At 56.8% G+C, this 3,567-nt stretch carries 4 protein-coding genes; all 4 read right to left on the bottom strand.

The window, feature by feature from the left end:
• Positions 1–125 precede the first annotated feature (125 nt).
• Positions 126–1,118: a phosphatase domain-containing putative toxin gene (locus ACTTKG_RS09905; protein WP_442674036.1), complete on the bottom strand. Its 993-nt coding sequence runs from the start codon at positions 1,116–1,118 to the stop codon at positions 126–128.
• 27 nt (positions 1,119–1,145) lie between these two features.
• The gene (locus ACTTKG_RS09900; RefSeq protein ID WP_442674035.1) at positions 1,146–1,988 is read right to left on the bottom strand and encodes a PD-(D/E)XK nuclease family transposase; all 843 of its coding nucleotides are present in this window, start codon (positions 1,986–1,988) and stop codon (positions 1,146–1,148) included.
• Positions 1,989–2,193: 205 nt separating this feature from the next.
• Positions 2,194–2,940 (bottom strand): class I SAM-dependent methyltransferase, encoded by a 747-nt coding sequence (locus ACTTKG_RS09895; RefSeq protein WP_442674034.1) that lies wholly within the window; start codon positions 2,938–2,940, stop codon positions 2,194–2,196.
• Positions 2,937–3,567, bottom strand: a 631-nt coding sequence (locus ACTTKG_RS09890) for an ABC transporter ATP-binding protein (RefSeq protein WP_442674033.1), incomplete at its 5' end; no start/stop codon positions are given. The genes ACTTKG_RS09890 and ACTTKG_RS09895, both read right to left, overlap by 4 nt.

The raw sequence follows: 3,567 nt of genomic DNA, 5'->3' as shown, positions 1-3,567 counted from the left end.
CGTTGCCCAATCGCCTGCGTCCTTCGGACTTGGCTCTTGGACGGCTCAGCAAGGATTTGTCGAGGATGAGAGGACAGCGCAGATGTGTGAGATGGTGGCTGAATTTATCCATGTTCCCTCAAAAGTTATTCTGCATCAGCGTGCGCCGCAAGCCAATCCGACCAAGGAACGGCAAAGTCCGCCGCCTGCTGCTCCCGAACATACCGATGAAACAGCGCGATGTGACGCGCCTTTTCCTCATAATACGGCACTTTCCAATACGTCGAGCCGGCAGGCTCCACATGCGCGACGTAGCTGCCGCCGAGCAGGCATTGGCGGTAGAGGACATCCTTCAAAGGCACGGCCGGGTTCTTCAAAATGTCGTACATCGCGAGAAATTCCGTCGTGCGTCCCTCACCTGCCTGACAGTGAAAATGCAGCCAAACATCGTCGGGCAGCGTCTTGTAAAAGCGTACAAATTCATCGACGGCGTCAGGCTCGGGCCAAATATGATCCGTCGCCGTGATGCGCTTGTAGCGAAGCCCCGCAGCTTCGACAAGCTCCGCTTCCGTCTGCGCCTCTTCTACAAAAATCTCATGCTCATCCAAAGGATTCTTCTCCCCGCCGAGGTGAGCGACAGCCGTCATCTGTCCCTCAGCGTCATGGATTCGCCCCTTTTCCTCAGCAAGCGCTTCTTCCTGCGTCAGACCGACGTTGCCCCAATCGCGCTCGCCGTACCAACTGACCGCCGTGCCGTTGAAAAAGCCGTGCGACTCCTCGCGCAGATCGACGATGCAGATCGGCGCGCTCGTCTTTTCAGCAAGAACTTCCAACAAAGCGCGCAGACCACTTGCAGAAAATTCGCCGCTGCCCGAAGCGTGCAGGCGCTCAAGCCCCTCGCGCGTCGGCACATAAGAAGCATCCATATCCGCCTTGTAGGCGGCGCGAAAGTCTCCGTCCATCGTGCGGAAGTTGCGCGGCAGCCCCGCGACATCATCGGCGTCAATGCGCCAGATATAGCCGGGATTTCGCGTGCGCGGCGGCGCATCCGCCGCATGAGCGTCCGCCGTGCCGAGCACCGCTCCCCAAAGAAGCAAAAGCACTGCGATGCATAGACACAGCCATGCTTTCCTTTGCATATTACCGCCTCCCCCTCGCGCAGCTCCTCAAAGCATCGCTTTGTAGCGTGCCTGCTCAGATTTCGGAATAGACAAAACATCCATCGCTTTCTCCGCCGTCAACTGCAAGTTTGCCATAATGTTACGAATAGAAAAAATGCGCTCGCTTTCCTTCCCCTGCTCCATGCCACGCTCCATGCCACGCTCCATGCCGCGCTTTTCAGCTTCATCCGTAAGCAATTCCATCGCTTCACACATAGCACTCGCTCCTTCCTCTGTCTCTTTGAAGTACATCACTCGATTTGCCAACACTTCGTAATGCATATCCTCTGCTCGCGTGCAACGGAAGTCGTGCATCAACCTGCCGAGCGGCGAATCTTCATCCGCCATAGAACTGTTGACATAGATGATATGCGAGCCATCGCCAAAAACCGTGCCGCTTCCTTCAATCGTGCGCCGAACGACATACATCGGCTGACCCTCGCCCAGCACATCCGTTTCCGTGATGAAAATTACATACGATTCCGGCAGCTTGTCATAGTCTTCACCCGCCAATAACACATTGGCGTCTATCAAGCTGCTGTTGTATCTGGCTCTTCGTTCCAGCGCACCTTTTCCACTACGCTGAATCTCCACATTGAATTCCTGCCCATCCGCCCATGCATGGATATCCAAACGCACGCTGCGCCCGTGCAGATTCTTCAGCGTATCTTGCACGATCGCCTTCGTCGCCTTGATGTTCGGCTTGTTCAGGATGATTTGCAGAACAAGATCGACGCATTCCAAACTCTCTTGAAATACCGCTGTCATGAAATCGTCATCCAGCAGACGAAAGCCCGCCAGCACTTTCAGGAATTTCTGACGCCATTCTTCCTTCTCATCCCAAGTCATAGCTTTTTCTCCTATCTTGTTACCTCAATTATACGATGAAAGTCCAAGAAGTCAAGCCCGAAGGGCGCAGACTGAGTGGGAACTTTCATGTAAGGGCGGCGCACAATGTCCACGAAGTGGATGTTTGTGCGTGTAGTTTACTATGAAGTTTCTTGTGCGACAAGAACTTGCCCGCTTTTCCCGTTCCGCTTTCATCCGCAGCCGCTTACCGCACCTTCTTCGCGTAGATGCCGAAGAGCGGCACATCATCGTAGTGCAGACGATCATCGCCGTGCACCAGCGGCGCGATGTCCGCGTCCACCTGCACGGAAAAGCCCAGCGCCGTGAGAAGCCCCATATCCCAGATGGGGCGGCGATGCGTGCTGATGCGGAGTTCATCCTTGATCGCGTTGCACTCGGCGATCAGCGCCTCGCCGATCCCGGCATGAACGCACGCTTGATCGCCCGTTGCGGAAAACGTCGTTTCGCCGCAGTCCGAATCGAAGTTCAAAAGTATGCCGCCCGCTTTGAGCACGCGATGCCACTCGCGATATGCCTGCATCGCGTCGGGCAGCGTCCATGTGAGGTTGCGGCTGATGACGACGTCGAAAGAAGCGTCGGAAAAATCAAGCTGCTGCGCGTTCATCTTCCGAAGCTCTGCACGGCAGCCGAACGCTTCGAGATTCTTCTGCGCCTCAGCCAGCATCCCCGCCGACATGTCAATGCCCGTGACCGTATGCCGCAAGCGTGAAAAAAGAATGGCAAAAAATCCTGCGCCCGTGCCGACGTCCAAGACGCGCAAGGGACTGCCCTCCGGCAAACGACGCTCGATCAGCTGCTGCCAAAGCGCTGCATCGACGCCTGCAAGCTCTCTTCTGCGCACATCGGAAAACGCAGGGCTTCGCTTGTCCCAGTAGCTTTCTATACGCTTTTCCAGAGCTTCTTCTTTCGCAAGCATTTCCTGCGTTTTCATGATCTGACGTTCTCCCGTTCTTCATCCTCTACATGCGGCAAGCGGAAAAAGTCCGCCGCCAAAAGCTCCTGCGTATAGGGCGACTTCGCCTGCTGCACGACCTCCTGCACCCGGCCTTCCTCCACGACCTTGCCGCCGTGCATGACGACAACGCGATCGGCGATCACAGGCAAAAGCGCGAGATCGTGCGTGACAAAGAGACACGCCGCCCCCTGCTCCTGCAAGATGCGGCGCAAGAGGCGCACGACCTGCGCCTGCACTGTGACGTCAAGCGCACTCGTCACCTCATCGCAGATCAGAAGTTTCGGCGAGAGCGTCAAGGCGCGCGCGATGGCGGCGCGTTGACATTCGCCGCCGCTTGCCTCGTGCGGATAGCGCGCGGCAAAATGCGCTCCGAGCCCCACCTCTTGCAAGAGCGCCGCCACGCGCTCCTTACGCCGCTCCTTTTTCCAACCGTGCCGCAGAAGCGGCTCGGCGATGCTCCAACCAAGCGTCTTTCTGGGGTCAAAAGAATCCTCGGGCATTTGAAAAATCATCTGCATCGCGCCGTACACTTCACGAAGCTCGCGCCCGCGCGTATATGTGATGTCCTTGCCGCAAAAGGAGATGCGCCCTTCATCCGCATCC

Origin of the sequence: Selenomonas sp. (assembly GCF_052169755.1) — a bacterium.
Classification (GTDB): Bacteria; Bacillota; Negativicutes; order Selenomonadales; family Selenomonadaceae; genus Selenomonas.
This window is presented reverse-complemented; position numbering and strand designations above follow the sequence as displayed.